General features: G+C 71.7%; 17 protein-coding genes and 1 pseudogene. 2 read left to right on the top strand and 16 right to left on the bottom strand.

The genetic code is table 11. The features are described from left to right. Positions 1 to 404: 404 nt before the first annotated feature. The 16 genes from AMK22_RS24020 to AMK22_RS23940 all read right to left on the bottom strand — a co-directional run bounded on the left by AMK22_RS24020 (position 405) and on the right by AMK22_RS23940 (position 19,241). Positions 405 to 1,670: a cytochrome P450 gene (locus AMK22_RS24020; RefSeq protein WP_079186360.1), complete on the bottom strand. Its 1,266-nt coding sequence runs from the start codon at positions 1,668 to 1,670 to the stop codon at positions 405 to 407. Between the two features lie 86 nt (positions 1,671 to 1,756). After that, the gene (locus AMK22_RS24015) at positions 1,757 to 2,485 is read right to left on the bottom strand and encodes a response regulator (protein ID WP_073788205.1); all 729 of its coding nucleotides are present in this window, start codon (positions 2,483 to 2,485) and stop codon (positions 1,757 to 1,759) included. After that, positions 2,482 to 4,053: a sensor histidine kinase gene (locus AMK22_RS24005; protein ID WP_079186359.1), complete on the bottom strand. Its 1,572-nt coding sequence runs from the start codon at positions 4,051 to 4,053 to the stop codon at positions 2,482 to 2,484. The genes AMK22_RS24015 and AMK22_RS24005 overlap by 4 nt, the downstream gene beginning before the upstream one ends. A gap of 340 nt (positions 4,054 to 4,393) precedes the next feature. Continuing rightward, on the bottom strand, positions 4,394 to 5,269 hold the full coding sequence (locus AMK22_RS24000) for an alpha/beta hydrolase (protein ID WP_073788203.1): 876 nt from the start codon (positions 5,267 to 5,269) through the stop codon (positions 4,394 to 4,396). A gap of 198 nt (positions 5,270 to 5,467) precedes the next feature. Further along, complete coding sequence (kynU, locus tag AMK22_RS23995) at positions 5,468 to 6,760, bottom strand: kynureninase (RefSeq protein WP_079186358.1); 1,293 nt, start codon at positions 6,758 to 6,760, stop codon at positions 5,468 to 5,470. Beyond that, positions 6,753 to 7,601, bottom strand: coding sequence for a tryptophan 2,3-dioxygenase family protein (locus AMK22_RS23990; RefSeq protein WP_073788202.1), 849 nt, complete (start codon positions 7,599 to 7,601; stop codon positions 6,753 to 6,755). Before AMK22_RS23990 ends, kynU begins: the two co-directional genes overlap by 8 nt. Before the next feature lie 276 nt (positions 7,602 to 7,877). Beyond that, positions 7,878 to 8,291 (bottom strand): DUF3151 domain-containing protein, encoded by a 414-nt coding sequence (locus AMK22_RS23985; protein WP_073788317.1) that lies wholly within the window; start codon positions 8,289 to 8,291, stop codon positions 7,878 to 7,880. Positions 8,292 to 8,391: 100 nt separating this feature from the next. Further along, positions 8,392 to 10,176 (bottom strand): MFS transporter, encoded by a 1,785-nt coding sequence (locus tag AMK22_RS23980; RefSeq protein ID WP_079186357.1) that lies wholly within the window; start codon positions 10,174 to 10,176, stop codon positions 8,392 to 8,394. 298 nt (positions 10,177 to 10,474) lie between these two features. Beyond that, positions 10,475 to 11,677 carry a MalY/PatB family protein gene (locus AMK22_RS23975; RefSeq protein WP_073788200.1) on the bottom strand — a complete coding sequence of 401 codons (1,203 nt, stop codon included), beginning with the start codon at positions 11,675 to 11,677 and terminating at the stop codon, positions 10,475 to 10,477. Positions 11,678 to 11,897: 220 nt separating this feature from the next. After that, entirely contained in the window at positions 11,898 to 12,920 is a 1,023-nt protein-coding gene (gene fbaA / locus AMK22_RS23970; protein ID WP_073788198.1) for a class II fructose-bisphosphate aldolase, read from the bottom strand. Between the two features lie 211 nt (positions 12,921 to 13,131). Next, complete coding sequence (pyrE, locus tag AMK22_RS23965) at positions 13,132 to 13,671, bottom strand: orotate phosphoribosyltransferase (RefSeq protein WP_073788196.1); 540 nt, start codon at positions 13,669 to 13,671, stop codon at positions 13,132 to 13,134. A 243-nt stretch (positions 13,672 to 13,914) separates the two neighbouring features. Next, positions 13,915 to 14,715, bottom strand: coding sequence for an aldose epimerase family protein (locus tag AMK22_RS23960; protein ID WP_073788194.1), 801 nt, complete (start codon positions 14,713 to 14,715; stop codon positions 13,915 to 13,917). Positions 14,716 to 14,737: 22 nt separating this feature from the next. After that, a complete protein-coding gene (locus tag AMK22_RS23955; RefSeq protein ID WP_443333316.1) occupies positions 14,738 to 15,979 on the bottom strand; it encodes an SRPBCC domain-containing protein in 1,242 nt (413 codons plus the stop codon). A 188-nt stretch (positions 15,980 to 16,167) separates the two neighbouring features. Then, positions 16,168 to 17,766 carry a polyamine aminopropyltransferase gene (locus AMK22_RS23950; protein ID WP_073788190.1) on the bottom strand — a complete coding sequence of 533 codons (1,599 nt, stop codon included), beginning with the start codon at positions 17,764 to 17,766 and terminating at the stop codon, positions 16,168 to 16,170. A 115-nt stretch (positions 17,767 to 17,881) separates the two neighbouring features. Beyond that, complete coding sequence (locus tag AMK22_RS23945; protein WP_073788188.1) at positions 17,882 to 18,406, bottom strand: DUF2617 family protein; 525 nt, start codon at positions 18,404 to 18,406, stop codon at positions 17,882 to 17,884. A 517-nt stretch (positions 18,407 to 18,923) separates the two neighbouring features. After that, the gene (locus AMK22_RS23940) at positions 18,924 to 19,241 is read right to left on the bottom strand and encodes a hypothetical protein (protein ID WP_073788186.1); all 318 of its coding nucleotides are present in this window, start codon (positions 19,239 to 19,241) and stop codon (positions 18,924 to 18,926) included. Between the two features lie 186 nt (positions 19,242 to 19,427). Between AMK22_RS23940 and AMK22_RS23935 the strand changes: the two are divergent. Together AMK22_RS23935 and AMK22_RS23930 are read left to right on the top strand one after the other, a co-directional pair. Then, positions 19,428 to 20,183 (top strand): annotated as a pseudogene (locus AMK22_RS23935) (aminotransferase class I/II-fold pyridoxal phosphate-dependent enzyme); the annotation flags it as partial. A 108-nt stretch (positions 20,184 to 20,291) separates the two neighbouring features. Then, positions 20,292 to 21,461 carry a pyridoxal phosphate-dependent aminotransferase gene (locus tag AMK22_RS23930; RefSeq protein ID WP_073788184.1) on the top strand — a complete coding sequence of 390 codons (1,170 nt, stop codon included), beginning with the start codon at positions 20,292 to 20,294 and terminating at the stop codon, positions 21,459 to 21,461. Positions 21,462 to 21,482: the final 21 nt, after the last annotated feature.

Below are 21,482 nucleotides of genomic sequence, written 5' to 3'. Positions count from 1 at the left end.
CCGCCGGCCCCAGGACCGCCGACCTCAGGACCGCCGACCTCAGGGCCGTTGGTCTCAGGGCCGCCGGCCCAAACCGCCGAGCCCCGGGCCACCGAGCCCCGGGCCACCGAGCTGAGCCGTGCTGAGCCGGGGACCGTCCGAGCCGGGGCACGGAGCCCGGCTGCCGGTCCCAGGGACCGAACCCGGGTGTCGAGCCGACTGCCGAGGCCGGGAAACGGGGCCACTGAGTCCGGACCGGCGAATCCGGACCGGCGAATCCGGACCGGCGAATCCGGACCGAGGAATCCGGACCCGCGTATCCGGGTCGGGCACAGGATCCGGGAAACCGGGCCGGGCACAGGCGCCGGGGAGCCGGGACCGGGTTCCCAGGACCGGCGCGTGTGCCCTGTCACCCTTCGCTCGGGTCACAGCTCGACGCGGAGTTCCTTCAGTCCCCTGATCACGTAGCCCGGGTTCCATTCCGGCTCGGCCACCAGCCGGAGGCCCGGGGCGCGACGCAGCAACTCACCGAAGGAGGCGGCGAGTTCGACCCGGGCGAGCGGGGCGCCCAGACAGAAGTGGATGCCCGCGCCGAAGGTGATGTGCGGATTCTCGCGGCGGCTCAGGTCCAGGGCGTCCGGGGCCTCGAAGCGGGCGGGATCACGGTTGGCGGAGCCGAAGAGCAGGGCCACCTCGGAGCCGCGCGGGATGACCGTGCCGTCGATCTCGATGTCGTCGAGGACCCAGCGCTCGAACATCTGGAGCGGAGTGTCGTACCGCATCAGCTCCTCGATCGCCGTCGGCAGCAGTCCGTGGTCGGCACGCAGGGCCGCGAGCTGTTCGGGGTGGCGCAGCAGCGTCCACCAGCCGTTCACCGTGGTGTTGACGGTCGCCTCGTGTCCGGCGTTGAGGAGCAGTACGCAGGTGGAGATCATCTCCTGTTCGCTCAGCCGCTCCCCCTCGTCGTGGGCGGCGATGAGCGCGGAGATCAGATCCGTACCCGGATTCTTGCGCCGCTCCGCGATCAGCTCGCGCAGGTACGCGGAGAAGTCGAGCGAGGCGCGCACGGCGGCACGGGCGGTCTCCTCGGACGGGTTCAGCTCGAACATTCCGCAGATCGCCGCCGACCAGGGGCGCAACGGGCCGCGGTCGGACTCCGGGATGCCGAGCATCTCGGCTATGACCGCCACGGGCAGCGGTTCGGCGACCGCCGTGAGCAGATCGCCGCCACCCGCCTCGACGAACGAGTCGACCAGCTCGGCGGCGAGCCGCCGTACCGTCGGGACGAGCCGCTCGACCGTGCGCGGGGTGAACGCCTTGGAGACCAGGCGCCGGATCCGGGTGTGGTCGGGCGCCTCCAGGTCGAGGAGGCCCTGCCCGTTGAGGATGTGGAAGGGCTCGTGTTCGGCGGGCGGCGGGGTCCGGCCGAACTCCTCGTGGGTGAAGCGGTGCAGGTACGTACGGCCCAGGCGGCGATCGCGCAGCAGCGCGGACACATCGGCGTGGTGCGGGACGAGCCACTGGTCACTTGGCTCGAAGTAGTGCACCCGTCCGGCCGCCCGCAGCGCGGTATAGGCCGGGTACGGATCGGCGACGAACGCCGGTGACCACGGGTCGAAGGACGCGTGGGAGCCGGAGGACTCGGACGACCGGAAGGGAACATCGGCCGCGGAACGGGAAGACGGGCTCATACAGGGACGCTATCCGGCCAGGTCGCCGCCGACCAGCCCCGTGCCCGGCCGGGCCTCTCCGCCCTCGGCCGTGGCCGGGTGCCGGCTCAGGACGGGGTGACCAGCCTGGCCTCGTACGCGAAGACTGCGGCCTGCGTGCGGTCACGCAGCCCCAGTTTCACCAGGATGCGGCTGACATGGGTCTTGATGGTGGACTCGGCGACGACCAGGTGCGAGGCGATCTCTGCGTTCGACCGGCCCTGGGCAATGAGGACGAGCACCTCCGTCTCGCGTTCCGTGAGGTCCCCGACCCGGGCGAGCGCGGGCGGACGCGGGGCCTCGGCGAGCTTGGCGAACTCGTTGATCAGCCGCTTGGTGACGGTCGGGGCGAGCAGGGCCTCACCGGCGGCCACCACCCGTACGCCATCGGCCAGTTGTCGGGCGGAGGCGTCCTTGAGGAGGAAGCCGGACGCACCGGCGCGCAGTGCCTGGTAGACGTACTCGTCCAGGTCGAACGTGGTCAGCACCAACACCTTGGCGTCCGCGTCGGCGGCGACGATCTCGCGGGTGGCCTCGATGCCGTTGAGTTCCGGCATCCGGATGTCCATCAGCACCACGTCGGGGCGCAGCGCCGCGACCTTCGCGATGGCCTGCCGACCGTCGACGGCCTCGCCGACGACCTCGATTCCCGGCATGGCGTTGAGCAGGACCGAGAATCCCTCGCGGACCATCATCTGGTCGTCCACGATCAGCACCCTGATGGGCGGGTCACCGGGGAGCGAGCCAGAGCCGGAGCCGGAGCCGGAAGCAGACGCGGAAGCGAAGGCCGAGGTCATGCCTGTCCCACCCGACCCGCCCGTCCCGCCGGCTCACCCTGCTTGCCCTGTTCATCCTGTTCATCCAGGTATGCCGTGTCCACGGTGCTCACAGCTTTCACCAGGTCCACCTCGTTCCCCTCCGTCGTTCGCTTCGCCCGCGTCACCAGGGTCGCCTCGGTCGCCAGGGTCGCCTCGGTCGCCCCGGTAGCCGCCGTCCCCGCCGTCCCCGCCGTCCCCTGCGTCGCCGGCATCACCAGGGTCGTCTCGTTCATGTCGCGCGCCGTGCTCGCTTCGAAGTCAAGTGCCACGGGGATGAACGCGGCGATTTCGTAGCCGCCCTCCTCGGATTCCCCGGCCGTCATCGTGCCATTCAGCATCGTGACCCGCTCCCGCATCCCCGTGATCCCGTGGCCGGCGCCCGGCGAGGGCTTCACCGGGGCGGTCGGCGGCCCATTCACGACACGCAGCCCCAGCCCGCCGAGCACGTAACCGATCTCCACCTTGGCGGTCGCGCCCGGTGCGTGCCGCAGCGTGTTGCTGAGTGCCTCCTGAATGATCCGGTACGCCGAGAGCTCGACGCCCTGCGGCAGTTCACGTATCGCGCCGGTGACCGTCTTCTCGGTCTCCAGCCCCGCCTCGCGCACATTGGCGAGGAGCCCGTCGAGCTGGGCGAGGGTGGGCTGGGGAGCGTCCGGCACCTGCTGGTCGTCGGCCCGTACGACGCCGAGGACCCGGCGCAGTTCGGTGAGGGCGGAGACCGCGTTCTCGCGGATCGTGGCAAATGCCTGCTCCAGCTCGGGCGGCGGGTTCTCCACCCGGTACGGGGCCGCCTCGGCCTGGATAGCGACGACCGACATGTGGTGGGCGACCACGTCGTGCAGTTCCCGGGCGATGGTGGTGCGTTCTTCCAGCAGGGTGCGCCGGTCGCGTTCGACGGCGGTCACCGTGCGCTGCACCGTGACCTCGCGCTCCGCGTCGCGACGGATCTGCACCACGGCGACCAGCAGCAGTGCGAGCGCGGAGGCGAAGGCGAGGGGGCCGTTGGTCCCCCCGGAATACCGGCCTCCGAGGCCTTCCAGCAGGGCACCGTACAACCCGGTGATCCCCCACATCCAGGCGGCGGTACGGGGCCGGGTCCGGGCCGCGACCACCACCAGCACCACCAGTTGCGAGAGGAACATGCTCGGCGTCCACGGCCAGCCGTCACTGCCGAAGATCGCCGCGAACGGGGCGATTGCCAGCGACGCCCAGAACGCGCCGACCGGCCGGACCAGCGTCATCAGCACCGTGACCACGGGAAGCAGCACGGTCGCGACGCCTCCGACCATGAAACGCAGCCCCGAGGAATCCCCCGAGGCCAGGCCCATGACTGCCACGAAGAACGCGGCCACGCCGACCAGGGCGTGAGGCGTCCAGGCGGCCCGCGCACGCATCCGGCCCGGGAGCCTGCCGGTCAGCGGCCCGTCCGTCCGCATCCGTTCCAGCGGACGGTAGGCGAAGGCGTCTTTGAAGAGATCCTGTCGCAGTCCGCCCAACACCCTAGCGGCCAGCCTGAACTCGGGGCTTCTGGTTTTGGTCTCGGTCACGTTTCCACGGTAGGCGCCGGTACGGCCCGGGACGTCAGCAGTGATGCGGATCCTGCGCCGTCCATCGCAAGTACTACGGAGCGGTGCCTCGGAGCCCGTTCATCGCCGAGAGAATCGACTACGGAACCCGCTCCCGGGCGATGCGCGCGAACGAGTGCGGGACCGGCCGACAGCACTGCACCGGCCGGTGGTACGAGACCGGCCAGCCGTACGGAGCCGTCTTGGTCGTCCGGGACCGGCCGGTGGCGCGTGGCGGAACGCGGTGCCTGGCGGGAACTTCTCCGTCGCGGACGTCTCCGTCGCAGGAACGTTTCCACCGCGGAAACGTCTCCGTCCCGGATCACCAGGCCAGTTGCGCGAGTTCCTCCGCCACCACCGCACACGCGTCGCTCGCCGGGTCGATCAGCGGGAAGTGGCCGACCTCGGGCAGCAGAGTCAGCCCCACCGTCTCCCCGGCCCGCGCCGCCGCGTCGACGAACGCCTCCGCGACGGGTTGCGGCACATCGCGATCGGTGGTGCCCTGCACCACGACCGTCGCGATGCCGGTGGGCAGCAGCACGGCCGGGTCGGCGTGACGGGACCGTTCCTCGAACTCCTCCTCGCGGCCGAGGAACTGACCGACCGCCCCCGAGCACACGTCGAGCTCGACGGCCCTGGTGAAGTCCGCGATCGGCGCGAGGGCCACGACACCCCGCAACGGGGGCGGCGCGGGCAGCCGCCACGGCGACCCCACGGGCAGCACGTGCCGGGCGGCGGCCCACAGGGCGAGGTGCCCGCCCGCCGAATGCCCGGTGAGGACGATCCGCCGTACGTCGGCCTCCGGGAGCTCCCGGGCCAGCAGGGCCGGCAGCGCGTCCATCGCCGCGGCGACGTCGTCGAACGTCTCGGGCCAGCGGCCCGCGACCGGCCCGTCCCCCCGCTGCTGCGGGATCTCGCCACCGCGCCGGTACTCGACACTGGCCACGGCGAACCCGCGCCGCGCGAGGAAGTCCGCGAACGGCGACATGTGCCGGCGGTCGTACGGCGCCCGCCAGGCGCCACCGTGCAGGACGACCACCACCGGCGCCCCGGTCCGGCCGTCCCGCGGGGCATAGAAGTCGATCACCTGGTCGGGGTGGTTCCCGTAGGCGGCGGACGCGTCGGGGGCGACCGGTGGATGAGAGAAGGCCGATTCGGTCTCGGCTGCGTCCCGATCACGCGCGGCAGAATCCGACATGCTGCTCCAACCCGTCCTGTCCGTCTCGTCCGTTGGGCCCGACTGCCCGGGAGTCGATGGCGTGTACTCGACGGTCCGCCAGTCCAACTGGCCTGACCTGCGGGGACGGTACCAGTACCGATGGTTCCCGTCCCCGCCGACGGATCAGGACAACGCCCGGCCGGTCCGGGCACTCGATGCCCAGTGCCCCTCCCGGCACTAGGCCCTGTCGTCGGGCTGCCGCCCGTCGAGTACTTCGCCCAGCACCCGCGCCGCCCGCTCGACGTCCGCGAACCCCACGTACAGCGGGGTGAATCCGAACCGCAGCACGTCGGGACGCCGCAGGTCACCGACGACGCCCCGCTCGATGAGGGCGCCCATGACCGCCTCCGCGCCCTCGCACCGCAGCGCGACCTGGCTGCCGCGCTCCGCGTGCGCGACCGGGGTGAGGGAGGTGACCCGGCCCTCGGGAACGTACGCGGCGACGCACTCCAGGAAGAAGTCCGTCAGCGCCAGGGACTTGGCCCGTACCGCCTCGATCGACACCCCGTCCCACACGTCCAGCGACGCCTCCAGCGCGAGCATGGAGAGGATGTCGGGGGTGCCGACCCGACCCCGTACGGCGCCGTCCGCCGGAACGTACCCGGGCGTCATCCCGAACGGGTCGGCGTGCGACGTCCACCCGGGCAGGGGCGAGTCGAAGTCCGCCTGATGGCGCTCGGCGACGTACAGATAGGCGGGCGAACCGGGCCCGCCGTTCAGGTACTTGTACGTGCAGCCGACCGCCAGGTCCACGCCGTGCGCGTCGAGCCCCACCGGCAGGGCGCCCGCGCTGTGGCACAGGTCCCAGACGGCGACGGCGCCCGCGGCGTGCACGGCGTCGGTGAGCCCGGCCAGGTCGTGGAGCCTGCCGGTGCGGTAGTCGACGTGGTTGAGCAGGACGGCCGCGGTACGGGGACCGAGGGCGTCCGGCACCTCGGCGGGGGCGGTCGGGACGAGCCGGTGGCCGGTCATCCGGGCCGCGGACGCCGCGATGTACCCGTCCGTGGGGAACGTCGTCGCGTCGACGAGGATCTCGTCACGCCCCTCGGGCGCCAGCCGGGTCGCGGCGACGACGGCCTTGAAGACGTTCACGCTGGTCGAGTCGCCGACCACGATCTGTCCGGCGGCGGCGCCGACGAGCGGGGCGATGCGGTCGCCGATCCGCTCGGGCGCGGCCCACCAGCCGCTCTCGTCCCAGGACCGGATGCGCAGCTCCCCCCACTCACGAGTGAGCACCTCCTGGAGCCGGCCGGGCACATGGGCGGGCAGCGCACCGAGCGAGTTGCCGTCCAGGTAGACGGTGGCGTCGAGCGCGAACAGTTCGCGTCGGCCGGCCAGCCGGTCCGCGGCGTCGAGCCCGGCCGCCCGCGCGCCGAGCTCCTCGGACGCCGAGGCGCGGGCGTCGGCCGCGGGGGCGTGCCCGGCACGGACGCCGGATTCCGGGGCGTGCCCGGTGAAGGTCTCAGACATGGCTGCGCGCACTCCACAACTCGGGGAAGACGTTCTTCGTGGCCCGCTTCTCCAGCCAGGCGACCCCGGCGGAGCCACCGGTACCGGTCTTCGAGCCCATCGCGCGCCGGGTGGCGACGAGGTGGTCGTTGCGCCAGCGCCACACCAGTTCGCCGACGTCGGTGAGCGCCTCACCGAGCCGGACCAGTTCGTCGTTCTGGTCGGGATCGGCGTAGATCTCCGCCCAGACGGCCTCGACCTCGGGCGACGGCTCGTACTTCTGCGTCAGGTCACGTCCGAGCACGGACTGCGGTACGGCGTGGCCGCGCCGGGCGAGCAGGGCGAGCGTCTCGTCGTACAGACTCGGTTCGGCCAGCGCCTTCTCCAGCTCGGCGTGGACGCGGGGCGCGCCCCGGTGCGGCACCAGCATGGACGCGGACTTGTCGCCGAGCAGGAACTCCATCCGCCGGTACATCGCCGACTGGAAACCGGAACCCTCGCCGAGGGCTCCCCGGTAGGAGTTGAACTGGGCGGGGGTGAGCTGGGCGAGCGGCGTCCAGGAGGCGTTGAGCGCCTCCAGTTCGCGCACGGACCGCTTCAGCGCATCGCGCGCGACGGTCAGCCGGTCCTCGCGCAGGGCGTGCGCGGCGGTTTCCCACTCGTGCACGATGACGGTGAACCACAACTCCATGACCTGGGTGGTGACCAGGAAGACCATCTCGCCCGGGTCGTCTGAGAGAGGGTGCTGGAGGTGGGTCAGGACATCCGCCTGGACGTAGTCCTCGTACGGAGTCGTTCCCGCGAAGTCGAGATGCGGGGTCTCCGCACCGGTGGCTTCGGGGTCGGGGTGAATCGTCGACATTGCTGTCTCCTCGACACAAGCTTCCGGGTAGCGGTCCGCCCCTTCCGTGAGGTGGTGGAGCTCCGGTCCCCTGTCGGCATCCTAAACGGAGGCCGGGAGAGCACGCAGGCCCCGCGGACGTGGGTGCCACCGTCCGCGGGGCCCGGAATGGCGAGTGCCTGAGGGTACGCGCGTGAGCGCGTGCGGGTACGCCGCTCGGGTACGCCGCTCGGGTGCGCCGCGCGGGTGCCCTCGGCCGGGCGGTCTCGGGCGCCCCGGCCGAGGGGCTCGGGTGCCTCAGCCGAGGGTCTCGGCGGCGGTCGGCGAGGAGTCCCGAAGGAACGTCGTGCAGCGCTCGTACTCCTCCTGCTCACCGATCGCCCCGGCGGCGCGTGCCAGCGCGTGCAGGGCGCGCAGGAAGCCGCGGTTCGGCTCGTGCTCGAACGGCACCGGGCCGTGGCCCTTCCATCCGGCCCGGCGCAGTGCGTCGAGGCCGCGGTGGTAGCCGGTGCGGGCGTAGGCGTACGACTCGACGACGCGACCGCCCTCGAACGCCTCGTCGGCGAGCTGCGCCCAGGCCAGGGAGGAGGTCGGGTACTTCGCGGCGACATCTGCGGGGGCCGCGCCGCTCGCGAGCAGTTCGCGCGGCTCGGGGTCGTCCGGCAGATGGGTCGGGGGCGGTCCCCCGAGCAGGTTCTCATGGATCGACATGCGTTCAAGTGTGCCTGGCACATGCGCGCCGGGGGTACCCGGGCGCACGGCGATGAAGCGGTTCACGCCGGTGCCTGCGGGCACTCCCCGTTGCGGGGGTTCACGTCGGGTGTCGTCCGGCGCCTCCCGCGCCTCCCGCGTCCCCAGGCCCTCCCGCTCCTTTGCCATGAGCGGACTCGTCACGCGCCGGCTGCTCACGCACGGACTCGTCACGGGTGGGTTCCCCGTGCACAGGTTGCACAGGCTCCTCGTGCGCGGACTCGTCATGTGCTGACTCCTCGCGCGCGGACTCCTCGCGCGCGGGTTCCAGGGGCGGGGCGACGACGCCGCAGTGCACCGCGCACTCGGGCCGCACCCGCCCCTCCGGCCGCACCCTTCCCCGGCCCTTCCGCCACCCCGTCCAGTCCTTCCACCGACCCGCCCTCCGGCCCCCCGGTTCGCCTTTCCCCTCCGCCTCCCTCTCCGCTGCCGGCACCGGCGGGTTCCGCACGGCCGCCCAGGCGATCAGCGAGCCCAGCACGAGCAGCCCGGCGCACATCGGCATGGCCCGCCGGAACGTCACCGCGAACTCCTCGGCGTTCCGGTACGCCTCCGGCCCCATCCCGGCGAGCAGCGGCAGCGCGGCCACCGCGATCAGCCCGGCGGCGCGGGCGGCAGCGTTGTTGATCCCGCTGGCGAGACCGGCCCGTGCGGTGTCCACGGAGGCCAGGACGGTCGCGGTGAGCGGTGCCACGAGGGTGACCATTCCGGCGCCGAGCACAGCGACGGCCGGGAGAACGTCTGTGAGGTAGGCGGAGGCGGAGTGCGCTCCGGGCCGGACCCGCAGCATCAGCAGCATCCCGGTGGCGGCGACCAGGGGGCCCACGCCCAGCGGGATACGGGGGCCGATGCGCTGTCCCAGCTCGCCCGAGGAGGCGGAGAAGATCAGCATCAGCAGAGTCATGGGCAGCAGGGCCGTGCCCGCGCCGAGGGCCGAGTACCCGGCCACGACCTGGAGCTGGATCGCGGAGAGGAAGAAGAAACCGCCCAGCGCCGCGTACACGCAGAGGGTGATGACGTTGACGACGGTGAACTGCCGGGAAGCGAACACGGAGGGCGGCAGCATCGGGTTCTGCCGTCGGCGTTCCACGCGTACGAACACGGCGCCGAGGGCGACCCCGGCGACGGCCGTCCCGATCACCACGCCGGACACGCCCCGGCCGGGGGCCTCGATCAGCGCGTAGGTCACCAGGGCCAGGGCCAGCGCGGCGAGCACGGCGCCCAGGACGTCGAAGCGCCCGTGGGCGTGCGGGTCGCGCGATTCCGGTACGTGGCGCAACGCCACCGGAACGCAGATCGCGGCGAGCGGCACGTTGAGGAGGAACACCCATCGCCATCCCGGCCCGTCGACGAGCCAGCCGCCGACGAACGGCCCGACGGCGGCCCCGATCCCGCCGAACCCCGACCACAGCCCGACCGCACGGGCCCGGTCGTCGGGGTGGAAGCTCGCCTGGATCAGTGCCAGCGAACCGGGGGTGAGGAGTGCCCCGCCGATGCCCTGGAGCGCGCGGGCGCTGATCAGGACGACGGCGTTCGGCGCGACCCCGCACATCACGGAGGCGGCGGCGAACCAGACGATTCCGACGACGAAGACCCTCCGCCGCCCGAACCGGTCGCCGAGTGCACCGCCGAGGAGGATCAGCCCGGCGAGGGTCAGCATGTAGGCGTTGACGGTCCATTGCAGGGCGGCCAGGTCGGTGCCGAGGTCCTTGCCGATGCGGGGCAGGGCGACGTTGATGACGGTGGAGTCCAGCAGGGCCATGCTGGAGCCGAGCACGGTGGTGAGGACGACCCACCGCCCCGCAGGGGAGGCGACGCGGATGGCTCCCGTCTCTGCGTCAGGCATATGAGCAGCATCCCCGCTCGGGGCCGCAGCAGCCATCGGAGCGAACGCACCTGTACGTATTCAGCACCTGTACGCATTCAAGCGAGTCCGCCCGTGCCCATTCACACGGACGGACGGAACCACCCCGGAGAACTCCAGAAGCCACGAGGTCCCGGGCCCATGGCCCCGGAACCCAGGGCCCCAGGAACCCCACGGAACCTCCGGCCCGGAGCCTCCGGGACCCTGGTATCCCGAGGAGCCCCCGGAACCCCGGCACCCCGCCGTACCTCCGGACCCCCGCGCTACGACAGGACCCGAGCTACGACACGCCTCCAGCCACGGCCCTCACACCCCGGATCAGCGCCTGGACGCCCGCCTCCGCCTTGGACCTCGGGCACCCGACGTTCAGCCGTACGAAGCCTTCCGCCCCGTACACCGCCCCCGGCATCACCGCGACCTTCTCGCGCTCGACCAGCACCCGCTGCAGCGCCTCGTCGCCGTCGGCGCCCTCGATGCCCACCGGCCGCAGGTCGATCCACGCCAGGTAGCCGGCCTGCGGCGGCTCCCATCCCAGGCCCGGGAACGCCTCGTTCAGCCGCTCCGCCACCAGCTCCAGGTTGCCGCCGACATAGGCGCGGACCTGCTCCAGCCAGTCCCCGGCCTCCCGGTACGCGGCGATGTGCGCGGTGAGCGACAGCACCGCCGGGGAGGCGAGCCCCTCCGCCGTCTCCATCCGGCGCAGGAATTCCGCCCGGTCGGCCGGATCGCCGATCAGGCCGTACGAACCGGTCAGCGCGGGGAAGTTGAACGCCTTCGACGCGGACGAGAGCAACGCCCAGCGCCTCTTCCCCTCCCCCTCCCTCTCGTCGGCGACGCACGTCCACGGCACATGCGCATGCCCCGGGTGCACGAGATCGGCGTGTATCTCGTCGCTGATCACCGCGACGCCGTGGCGCGCGGCGAGCGACGCCATGGCGCCGAGTTCGTCGCGCGTCCACACCCGTCCGGTCGGGTTGTGCGGCGAGCACACGACCAGGACCTTGCTGTCGGCGCGGGCGAGCTCGCGTTCCAGCGCGGCGGTGTCCCCCACCGGAACGCCCCGCAGCTCGCGCCCGAGCCCGTTGATCGCCTTGCGGAAGCCGTCGTACACCGGGGTGTGGACGACGACGCCCTCGCCCTCGGCCGTCCACATCTGGAGCAGCTGCGAGAGCTGGCTGAGCACGGACGGCCCGTACACCAGCTGCCCGGTGTCGATCCGGACCCCGTGCCGGGTCGCGTACCAGTGCGCTATCGCCGAACGGAAATCGTCCTGCTGCCAGGTCGTGTAGCCGAAGACGCCGTGGTCGATCCGGGTCCGCAGCGCGCTCAGCACCTGGGGGGCGGTCTCGAAATCCATGTCGGAGATCGTGAACGGCAGCAGCCCGTCCACCCCGAACCGGTCCGCGACCCCGTCCCACTGCACGGACCAGGTGCCACGACGGTCGACGACGGTGTCGAAGTCATAGCGCGCGTCGGCACTCACCACGATTCTCCCCTTGCCTGTCACGCCGTGGGCCCGGCACCCCGAGTGCTTTCCAGGGGGTGCCGGGCCCACAGCCACGTCACGTGCCGCCTCGCGCGGCGCGCCTGTCGTCCGTACGTCCGCGCTGCTTCCGCACGTCTCGGCTGCTTCTACGCGTCCGCTACGTCCGTACGCCTGTTGCTTCCGTACGTGCGTAGCTTCCGTACGTCCGTTGCCTGCGTTACTTCAGCTTGGTACCGGTGGAGCGCAGGTCGGCGCACGCCTTCGTCACACGCTCGGCCATGCCCGCCTCGGCGGACTTGCCCCAGCTGCGCGGGTCGTAGACCTTCTTGTTGCCGACCTCGCCGTCGACCTTCAGCACGCCGTCGTAGTTGCGGAACACATGGTCCACGATCGGGCGGGTGAAGGCGTACTGGGTGTCGGTGTCGAGGTTCATCTTCACGACGCCGTTGTCCAGGGCGGTGACGATCTCCTGCTCGGTGGAGCCGGACCCGCCGTGGAAGACGAAGTCGAACGGGGACGCCTTGCCGTACTTGGCGGCGACGCCCTCCTGGAGGTCCTTCAGCAGCTCGGGGCGGAGCACGACGTTGCCGGGCTTGTAGACGCCGTGGACGTTGCCGAAGGAGGCGGCCAGCAGGTAGCGGCCCTTCTCGCCCAGGCCGAGCGCCTCGGCGGTGCGCAGCGCGTCGTCGACGGTCGTGTACAGCTCGTCGTTGATCTCGTGCGAGACGCCGTCCTCCTCGCCACCGGTCGGGGTGATCTCGACCTCAAGGATGATCTTGGCGGCGGCGGCCTTGGCCAGCAGTTCCTGACCGATGGCCAGGTTGTCGGCGAGGGTCTCGGCGGAGCCGTCCCACATGTGGGACTGGAACAGCGGGTTCTGGCCCTTGGCGACGCGCTCGGCGGAGATGTCGAGCAGCGGACGCACGTAGCCGTCCAGCTTGTCCTTGGGGCAGTGGTCGGTGTGCAGCGCGACGTGGATGCCGTACTTGGCGGCGACGATGTGCGCGAACTCGGCCAGGGCGACAGCGCCGCTGACCATGTCCTTGTTGTACTGACCGCCCAGGAACTCCGCGCCGCCGGTGGAGATCTGGACGATGCCGTCGCTCTCCGCCTCGGCGAAGCCACGCAGTGCAGCGTGCAGGGTCTGGGTCGATGTCACATTGATGGCCGGGTAGGCGAACTTGCCTGCCTTCGCCCGGTCGAGCATCTCGGCGTAGACCTCGGGGGTTGCGATGGGCATGTGTCCGCTCCTTGGGATTTGCGGGTGTGCGTGCTGGTTCCCTGACCTGGGGGCGACATCATCGTCGTCCCCATCTTCCCAGACTCCCGCCACGGCTCCACCCGGCCTATGCACACGGGGCCCTGCCGGGCGGCCCAGGGCATGCTTCAGGGGTGGGCGGTTTCACGTGAAACCGCCCGCCCCTGAAGAAAACCGCAGGTCAGACCCCGTATCAGGCCAGACCGAGGTCCGCCACCGAGTAGACGTGGAGGTATGGCAGCCCGGCCTCGGCGATCGCCGGAGCCGCACCCCGCTCCACGATCACGGCGACGGCGACGACCTCGCCGCCGGCCTCGCGCACCGCCTCGACGGCCGTCAGCGGCGAACCACCCGTCGTCGACGTGTCCTCGACGACCAGGCAGCGGCGGCCCTTCACATCCGTGCCCTCGATGCGGCGCTGCATCCCGTGCGTCTTCTGCGCCTTGCGGACGACGAACGCGTCCAGCTCCTGCCCACGCGCGGCGGCGGCGTGCAGCATCGACGTGGCGACCGGGTCGGCCCCCAGAGTCAGCCCGCCCACGCAGTCGTAGTCCAGCTCCGCGGTGGCATCGAGCATGACCTGCCCGACCATCGGGGCGGCCTTGCCATCCAGCGTGATGCGGCGCAGGTCGATGTACCAGTCGGCCTCAAGACCCGAGGAGAGGGTCACTTTGCCGTGTACCACGGCCTTGTCCTTGATCTGCTGGAGCAGCTCAGCACGTACGTCATTCATGGTGACGAGCTTAAGGCGCACATGTCGGGGCCGATGCCCGGCCGAGTCCGGCCCGGTCGCGCACCCACCGGACCCGTGCCGCTGACCGACCGGTCCGCTCCCGGACTCCGGCCCGACTTCTTCCCGGTCGGCCCGGACCCGTGCCCGGCCCCTTCCCGATCACGGTCCCGCACCCGTGCCCGTGCCTCTACCCGGCCGAGTCCGGCACCGGCCCATCCCGGAACCGCCCCATGTCGGCACTGGTCAGAGCCTGCGCCAGTTCCAGGTCGTCCGGATCTCCAGCGGGTCGATCGGGGTGACGTACCGGGGGTCGGTGTTCAGCCCGTTCGGCGGGCCGGACTGCGGTTCCACGCAGACCGCCTCCGCCTGTTCGTCGTAGATCACGACCCACTCGGCCCGGCTCTTCACGGTCAGCTCCAGCTGCTCCGGCCAGGTGAGGGTCACATCGACACCGTCCGGCATCCCGAAGCAGTCGTCCCAGGGGCCGGGCAGCGGGGGAAGACGGCGGCCGGTCGGCAGATGGTCCTCGCCCCGTTCCTCCTGCCAGGCCGCGTCGAAGGCCACCTGCACGTCCTTGCCCCCGCCGCCGAGATTGCGCAGGAACCAGGGATGCCAGCCGGCCTGTGCCGGGAACGAGTTCTCGTACGTCTCGATCCCGAGCGCGAGCACCAGCGAGTCCTCGGACAGCTCGAAGGTCTGGGTCACCCGGCCCGGATACGGCCAGGGGTCGGCGAGGTCGTAGTAGAACGAGGCGTCCCGCTCGCCCACCCGGGCGGTGCGCCAGGCGGTATCCCTGCCGGTCCCGTGGATGGCGTGCGGCGGGGCGTTCAGCGGCAACCGGTGCGGGACGTCGCCGTTGTGAAAGAGCCCGTACCCGGTGCGTCCGCACCACGGCACCATCGGAAAGGAGCCGTACCGCTCCCCCTGCCGCAGCAGTTCGGTGCCACCGATCCGGAGGCTGCCGATGCGGCAGCCGTTGGCGGGGTTCACGGTCAGCTCTGCGTCGCCGACTGACAGCCGGACGTCCTTCTCACTGCTACTCACGCGACCGACATTACTGGCGCGACTACCTCCGTCGTCGCAACGCCCGGCCCACCACGACGGCCGACGCGAGCGCGAGCGCGGCGGCGGGGGCGACCCAGCGGAGTGTGACTCCCGCGGTGGTCGAATCGGGTGACGGCACGGGTGCGTACCTGCCGCGCGGCGGCGCGTGGTCGACCTCCTCGGCACTGCGGCCGATCATGGTGCGCCGGGCGTGCGCGGCCTCGGCCGGGGGACCGTCGGGGACGGTGAACTCGGCCTCCTCCTCCGGGTCGAGCGACGGCTGGGGCACGGGGGCGTCGAAGACGGAACCCGTGCCCGGGGGCCTCTCGGCGGAGGGCGCCTCGTCGGGGGCGGTCTCGTGCGTGGGCGGCGTTTCGTCGTCGACGCCGTCGTCCACGCCGTCGGTGTCGTCGTCGCCGGTGCTCCCGGGAGCGGCGGGCCGGGCGGTGGCCGCGCCGGTCGTGTCGGCCTCCTCGGCCCCCTCCTCGATGGCCTGCTCCACCGCTTCTCCCACGGTCCGCTCGGCGTCGTCGAGGTCGGCGTCGTCCCTACCGCGAAGGGCCTCGCGCTCCGGATGGCCGGACACGGATCCATCCGCCGGGCCGCCCGTGACCTCACCCGCCGGACCATCCGCGGTCGCGGCCTCGTCCGCCTGGCCGCCCGCGCCGCTGTCCCGCAGGCCGTCGTCGTCCTGCGCGCCGCCGTCCTGCGGGCCGCTGTCCTCCGGGCCCTCGGCCGACTCGCCGTCCGTCAGCGTCTCCGTCACGAGCTGCTGCGTGAAACGGTCCAGCAGGCGGACGGCGGTCGCGAGCGCCGCCGCCGGATCCAGGTCCAGGATGCGGCCGTCGCCCGTCGCCGTGCCCGCGAACAGGATCGCCGTACCGCTGTCCCGCTCGGTCAGCCCGATCGTCAGCGTCAGTTTCGCCGAGCCACCGCCCCGGGCCTCGACGCCCTCACCCGCCACCAGGACATCACACCGCCGCGAGCCTCCCCGGCTCTGGTCCTCCGCGCTCTCCGGGCCTTCCCGGCTCTCCGAAGCCGCCCTGCCGTCGGCACCACCCTGCGGCACGACGGTGAGCCGCAGTGCACCCCGGTACGTGATCGTGTGGCCGTCGACCCGGATCCGCAGCCGGCCCGACAGCGGGTCGGCCGACGCGTCGGCGTCCTGTTGCAGCCCGGGCACGCAGCGTGCGACGCGGGCACGATCACTCAGCGTCCGCCGCAGGGACGGGACCGAAACCGGAACGAACACCTCATGCTCCATGGAAACCGAGCCTACTCAGCCCCGGCCGTCACGTCAGCGGTTCCACGTCGCGGGCTCCCTGCACGCGCCCCGCCGACGCCCCCCACCGGCTCCCCGCCATCGCCCGCCGACGCCCACCGCGACTTCCCGCCGACGCCCACCACGACTCCCCACCGGCTCCCTCCCCGCCCACCACCGATTCCCCCGGCTCACCGGCCCTCCCAGTACCGCGGGTGGACCAGCGTCGACGGCGGCAGACCGCGCAGCCGGGCATCTTCCGCGTCCCGTCCCGCGCGCTCCAGCGAGCGTTCCGTCAACGACCGCAGCCTCGGCGCCGACGGCGGGAGCCGGAGCGCCGGAGCGCGTTCCGTGCCGGCGAGGACGAAGCCCCAGCCGTGCTCGGCCTGCGCCCGGTGCGTGGCCCGGTCGGGCCCGGCCGCGAAATCGGTGACCCGGCCGCTGATCCGGTACGGGCGGGTGTGCAGGCCCGCCATCCTCATCGACGCCTCCACCGTCCAGTACGTACGCGGCCGGGACACCGGGGGACCGCCGTGCACCACCGCCCGGCCGCCCGGCGCCAGCACCTCGGCGACCAGCCCGTAGAACTCCGCCGAGTAGAGCTTCGTACTGGCCGAGATCCCCGCGTCGGGCAGGTCGGAGATCACCACGTCGTAGCGGTCGCGCGCGGTCCGCAGCCAGGCGAAGGCGTCCGCGTCGACGGCCGTCAGCCGGGCGTCGCGATAGGCATGCCGGTTCAGCGCCGAAAGGGCGCGATCGGTACGGGCCAGCCGGGTGAGACCGGGATCGAGCTCGACGACGGTGACGCCGCGTACGTCGGGGTAGCGCAGCACCTCCCGGGCGGCGAGCCCGTCGCCCCCGCCCAGGATCAGCACGCGGGCACGCGGCCCGTCCATCGCCGGGTGCACCAGCGCCTCGTGGTAGCGGTACTCGTCGCGCGCGCTGACCCGCAGCCGCCCGTCCAGGTACAGGTCCAGCGAGCCGCGCCCCGTCCCCGTCAGCACGACCTCCTGCAGCCCGGTCTGCACGGCGACCCGCACCCCGCCCCCGTACACCGCGCGCCGCGCCGCCCGCTCGAAGTCGTCGACCAGCACCGTGGCGACGGCGAGGAGGGCGATCACCGCCACGTTGACGACGAGCAGCAACCACCGGGAACGCGGGGCGAGGTCCCGCCGGAACACCCACAGCACCAGCGCCCCGCCCGCCGCCGCGTTGACCGCTCCGGTGAACAGCGCCCCGGTGAGCTGTCCGAGCATCGGCAGCAGCAGGAAGGGGAACGCGAGCCCGCCGACCAGCGCGCCCACGTAGTCGGCGGCGAAGAGGTCCGCGACGGCGCCCCCGGCGTCCTGCCGGTCGACGCGCTGGATCAGCGTCATCAGCAACGGGATCTCCGCGCCGATCAGGATCCCGATCGCGAGCGAGAAACCCACCAGGGCGTACCGCGACTCCCCGAACCAGGCGAACGTCGCGTACAGCACCACCGCCGACGAACCCCCGACGAGCGCGAGCAGCGCCTCGATCAGCCCGAAGCCGACCGCTGCCCGGCTGCGTAAACGTTTCGCGAGAAGCGAGCCGACCCCCATCGCGAACACCATCACGGAGAGCACGACGGATGCCTGGGTGACGGAGTCACCGATCAAGTACGAGGCGAGCGCCACCAGTTCGAGCTCGTACACCAGGCCGCAGGCAGCGCAGACGAAGACGGCGGACAGCACGAACCAGCGGCCGGTCCTCGGCCGTACGGGAAGATGTGCCGCGCCCCCTCGCAGCGAGACCTGCTGGTCGATCATGTGGCGAACGCTACGTTACGAGAAGGTGGCTTTTGGTCACCCACAAGGGTGTAAGCGGCGTATTCGCAAAGGAGTTGGCTCCGAAGGAGCCGGCGCCGAAGGAGTTCGACCCGACTCAGAGCGCCGCCGCCGCGGACATCCGCACCCCCACACGCGTACGCGTCACCACCAACCGGCCTTCCTGCGGGTACGCGTGCCAGGTCCGCCACCGCACCTGTTCCCCGGTCCGCTGGGCGAGCATCGCCGTGAAGGCGTGCGGACTGCCGGGGAACGTCCCGGCGAGACCGTGCGGATGATCGGCCACCAGCGCGAGGAGTTCCTGCGCCCGCCCCGCGAACGAACCCGCCGAGAGCGTCTCCACGCGCGCCGCGAACTCGTACTCCCACTCACCGAGCCGCTTGGCGACGCCGAGCGGCAACGGCGTGCTGCTGCCGGGAATACACGCGACGGTTTCGGAACAGCTGCCGTGCTCCTCCTCCAGGAGCACCTGGTGGGAGGCGCCGAGCAGGCGCAGTTGCAGTCGGGCTCCCGCGAGATCGAGGTCGAGCACGGCCAGGGCGGGGAGCGGTTCGCGCCCCAACGCCCAGGCCAGGTCGGCAGCACGGGTGTCGGAATAGGCCGTCTGGAGGGTCGTGAGCATGGGTCGGCTCCGCAAGAAAGCGTGGACACATGGACAGGGGACGCCTCCGACGCGATGCACGTGGGAGGTTTGGAAGCGCCCGATCAGGTCCAACTCGGGTCCGAGGGCTGAATGTTCTCTCCACCGAGGGAATCACGAAGTAAGCCTCGTCCACAGCGTTTTTGCCCAACTTGCCGTGGTTTCCATCCGCCCGGGGGCCCCCCGGTTCATCTGTTCACCGGATAACTCGCGAAAGTCCCAACAAAACGGCGCCCGGCGGGAGTTCACCCACCGGGCACCTTCCGTACACCGACCTCGTACGCGGGCCGGGCATCGGGGCACGAGGCTCCGCGGCGGACGCGGATCAGCCACGCCCGCGTCAGCCTCTGCGCCAACTAATCGCATTCACCGCGCTGTTGCGATGCGCTCGCACCAACTCTTCTTCGTCCGGGTGCTCCGTGACGACTCACCACGGGCGACCCGACCGCGCCACGGCGACTTCGCGCCGCACCGACTGCCGCGGGCCGTCCGCGCCGTATCAGTCGCCGCCGCCTCCGCCGCAGCCGCCCCCGCCGCAGGAGGAGTGGCCGCCCCCGCACGAATGCCCCCCGGAGTGGCCTCCCGAGTGGCCGCCCGAGTGACCGCCCGAGTGACCGCCCGAGTCGCTGACGCCTCCGCAGGACGTACCCCCACCGCTGTCGCCCGCCCACCAGCTGCCGCCACCGCCGTCACCGCCGTCACCGCCCCGACGCCCGCCCCTCCCCCGCGTCTTCTTCCGGCCACCGGCCTTCACCACGAGCGAGACGAGCAGCCCGATCACAGCGACCGCTATCACCACTCCGACGAATATCTTCATCGACCTCACGTCCTTCCGTTCCCCCGAAGCGAGGTCCCCCGCTTCTTCACGCGCCGTCGTCCGTCCGACACGTCGTCGTGCCGTTCGGCTCACATCATGGCGGCGTTCTCGTACGGGGGATGCCCCGCCCCCGTACGCCGAAATCAGACTTGAGCAACTCCAGAGCTTGCGCGCAGGATGGCGGCCATGACTCAGGGACGACCGCTGCTCAACCGCCGCCTCGCCGAGTTCGGCACGACGATCTTCGCGGAGATGACGGCGCTTGCCGTACGGACCGGATCCATCAACCTCGGCCAGGGATTTCCCGACACCGACGGCCCGGAGGAGGTCAGGGAGGCCGCGGTACGTGCCCTGCGCGCCGGGCACGGCAACCAGTACCCGCCGGGCCCCGGCGTCCCCGAACTGCGCGCCGCGATCGTCGACCACCAGCGGCGGCGCTACGGGCTCGGCCTCGACCCGGACACCGAGGTCCTCGTCACCGCGGGCGCCACCGAGGCCATCGCCGCGTCCCTGCTGGCGCTGCTGGAGCCCGGCGACGAGGTCATCGCCCTGGAGCCGTACTACGACTCCTACGCCGCGTGCATCGCCATGGCGGGCGGCGTCCGCGTCCCCGTCACCCTCCACCCGGACGCGGCCACCGGCACCTACCGCCTGGACCTCGGCGAGCTTCGGGCCGCCGTCACCCCCCGCACCCGGCTGATCCTGCTCAACACCCCGCACAACCCCACCGGGACCGTCCTCACCCGCGAGGAGCTCGGCGCGATCGCCGCGCTGGCCTGCGAACGGGACCTCCTCGTCGTCACCGACGAGGTCTACGAGCACCTGGTCTTCGAGGGCGAGCACCTCCCGCTCGCCACCTTCCCCGGGATGCGCGAGCGCACCGTCACCATCGGATCGGCCGGCAAGACGTACTCGTTCACCGGCTGGAAGGTCGGCTGGGTCAATCCCTGCTCGCGCACCTATTGGGCACTGACCGCGTGACCGCCCGCCCGGGCATCGGCCAGGATGGCGCTCGAAGCATCGACGGACACGGGTGAGGACGGTGGAGACATGAGCGGCAGGCCGCTGCTGAACCGCAGGATGAACGGGCTCGGGACGACGATCTTCGCGGAGATGTCGGCACTGGCGACATCGACGGGCGCGATCAACCTGGGCCAGGGCTTCCCAGACACGGACGGCCCGGAATCAGTGCGTGAGGCCGCCGTACGAGCCCTGCGCGACGGCCGCGGCAACCAGTACCCGCCGGGCCCAGGCATCCCGGAGCTCCGCCAGGCGATCGCCGACCACCAGCGCCGCTTCTACAACCTGAGCCTCGACCCAGACACGGAGGTCCTGGTCACCGCGGGCGCGACGGAGGCGATCGCGGCGACCATGTTCGCACTGCTGGAGCCCGGCGACGAAGTGATCGCATTCGAGCCCTTCTACGACTCCTACGCGGCCTGCATCGCGATGGCCGGCGCGAAGCGCGTCCCGCTCACCCTGCGCGCCCCGTCCTTCCGCCCAGACCTGGACGAGCTGAGGGACAAGATCACCCCGCAGACCCGCCTCCTACTCCTCAACACCCCTCACAACCCGACCGGGATGGTCCTCACGGCCGAAGAGCAGAGCGCCATCGCCGCGCTCGCTATCGAGCACGACCTGCTCGTGGTCACCGATGAGGTGTACGAGCACCTGACCTTCGGCGGAGCCACCCACGTCCCAATCGCGAGCCTTCCTGGCATGCGCGAGCGCACCGTCTCCATCTCCTCCGCCGGCAAGACCTTCTCCTTCACCGGATGGAAGGTTGGTTGGGTCATGGCGGACGGCCCGCTTGTCTCCGCTGTCCGTACAGCCAAGCAGTACCTGACCTACGTCAGCGCGGGCCCCTTCCAGTACGCGATCGCCGAGGCGCTCCGCCTGCCGGACGCGTACTTCGACGGCTTCCGCTCCGACCTGCGACGCAAGCGTGACCTCATCGGCGACGGCCTGCGGGCGGCCGGGTTCGAGGTCTACGAGCCGGAGGGCACGTACTTCATCACCACCGACATCACCCCCTTCGGCGAGAAAGACGCCTACGCCTTCTGCCGCACCCTCCCCGAACGCTGCGGCGTCGTCGCCATCCCCAACTCCGTCTTCTACGACGACCCCGACGCCGGCCGCACCCAGGTCCGCTTCACCTTCTGCAAGAAGGACGATGTCCTCCACGAGGCCATCAACCGCCTACGGCGCTTGGTGGCCTGAACCCACGCCGTACTTCGTCCC

Source organism: Streptomyces sp. CB01580 (genome assembly GCF_001905795.1).
Classification (GTDB): Bacteria; Actinomycetota; Actinomycetes; order Streptomycetales; family Streptomycetaceae; genus Streptomyces.
The sequence above is the reverse complement of the archived record's forward strand: the minus strand, read 5'-3'. Positions and strand labels throughout refer to the sequence as shown.

Coding starts and splice junctions, on each gene's coding strand:
- AMK22_RS23990 (WP_073788202.1), bottom strand. CDS start 7,601: ATGTCGACGATTCACCCCGACCCCGAAGCCACCGGTGCGGAGACCCCG.
- AMK22_RS24015 (WP_073788205.1), bottom strand. CDS start 2,485: ATGACCTCGGCCTTCGCTTCCGCGTCTGCTTCCGGCTCCGGCTCCGGC.
- AMK22_RS24000 (WP_073788203.1), bottom strand. CDS start 5,269: ATGTCGGATTCTGCCGCGCGTGATCGGGACGCAGCCGAGACCGAATCG.
- AMK22_RS23945 (WP_073788188.1), bottom strand. CDS start 18,406: ATGCTCACGACCCTCCAGACGGCCTATTCCGACACCCGTGCTGCCGAC.
- kynU (WP_079186358.1), bottom strand. CDS start 6,760: ATGTCTGAGACCTTCACCGGGCACGCCCCGGAATCCGGCGTCCGTGCC.
- AMK22_RS23955 (WP_443333316.1), bottom strand. CDS start 15,979: ATGGAGCATGAGGTGTTCGTTCCGGTTTCGGTCCCGTCCCTGCGGCGG.
- AMK22_RS23985 (WP_073788317.1), bottom strand. CDS start 8,291: ATGTCGATCCATGAGAACCTGCTCGGGGGACCGCCCCCGACCCATCTG.
- AMK22_RS23950 (WP_073788190.1), bottom strand. CDS start 17,766: ATGATCGACCAGCAGGTCTCGCTGCGAGGGGGCGCGGCACATCTTCCC.
- fbaA (WP_073788198.1), bottom strand. CDS start 12,920: ATGCCCATCGCAACCCCCGAGGTCTACGCCGAGATGCTCGACCGGGCG.
- AMK22_RS23930 (WP_073788184.1), top strand. CDS start 20,292: ATGAGCGGCAGGCCGCTGCTGAACCGCAGGATGAACGGGCTCGGGACG.
- pyrE (WP_073788196.1), bottom strand. CDS start 13,671: ATGAATGACGTACGTGCTGAGCTGCTCCAGCAGATCAAGGACAAGGCC.
- AMK22_RS23980 (WP_079186357.1), bottom strand. CDS start 10,176: ATGCCTGACGCAGAGACGGGAGCCATCCGCGTCGCCTCCCCTGCGGGG.
- AMK22_RS23940 (WP_073788186.1), bottom strand. CDS start 19,241: ATGAAGATATTCGTCGGAGTGGTGATAGCGGTCGCTGTGATCGGGCTG.
- AMK22_RS24020 (WP_079186360.1), bottom strand. CDS start 1,670: ATGAGCCCGTCTTCCCGTTCCGCGGCCGATGTTCCCTTCCGGTCGTCC.